Source organism: Streptomyces fulvoviolaceus, assembly GCF_000718165.1.
Classification (GTDB): Bacteria; Actinomycetota; Actinomycetes; order Streptomycetales; family Streptomycetaceae; genus Streptomyces; species Streptomyces fulvoviolaceus.
In genome coordinates this window covers 1-230 of sequence record NZ_JOEY01000230.1, presented here as the reverse complement: position 1 = coordinate 230, position 230 = coordinate 1, and the positions used below count along the sequence as shown (strand labels likewise).

Annotated in this window: 1 protein-coding gene; it reads right to left on the bottom strand. The window is 73.9% G+C overall.

What is annotated here, in order from left to right; translation table 11 throughout:
• Positions 1-230: electron transfer flavoprotein subunit alpha/FixB family protein (locus tag IG08_RS0153655; RefSeq protein ID WP_030622539.1), on the bottom strand; the 230-nt coding region annotated here is incomplete at both ends.

The window sequence follows — 230 nt, the reverse complement described above, 5'->3', positions numbered from 1 at the left end:
GCGCCGGAGATGCCGGAGGCGATGTACAGCTGCGGGGAGACGGACTTGCCGGTCTGGCCGACCTGGTTGGTGTGCGGGTACCAGCCGGCGTCCACGGCGGCACGCGAGGCGCCGACAGCCGCGCCCAGGGAGTCGGCGAGGGCCTCGATGATCGCGAAGTTGTCGGCGCCGTTGACGCCGCGGCCGCCGGAGACCACGATCGCGGCCTCGGTCAGCTCCGGACGCCCGGT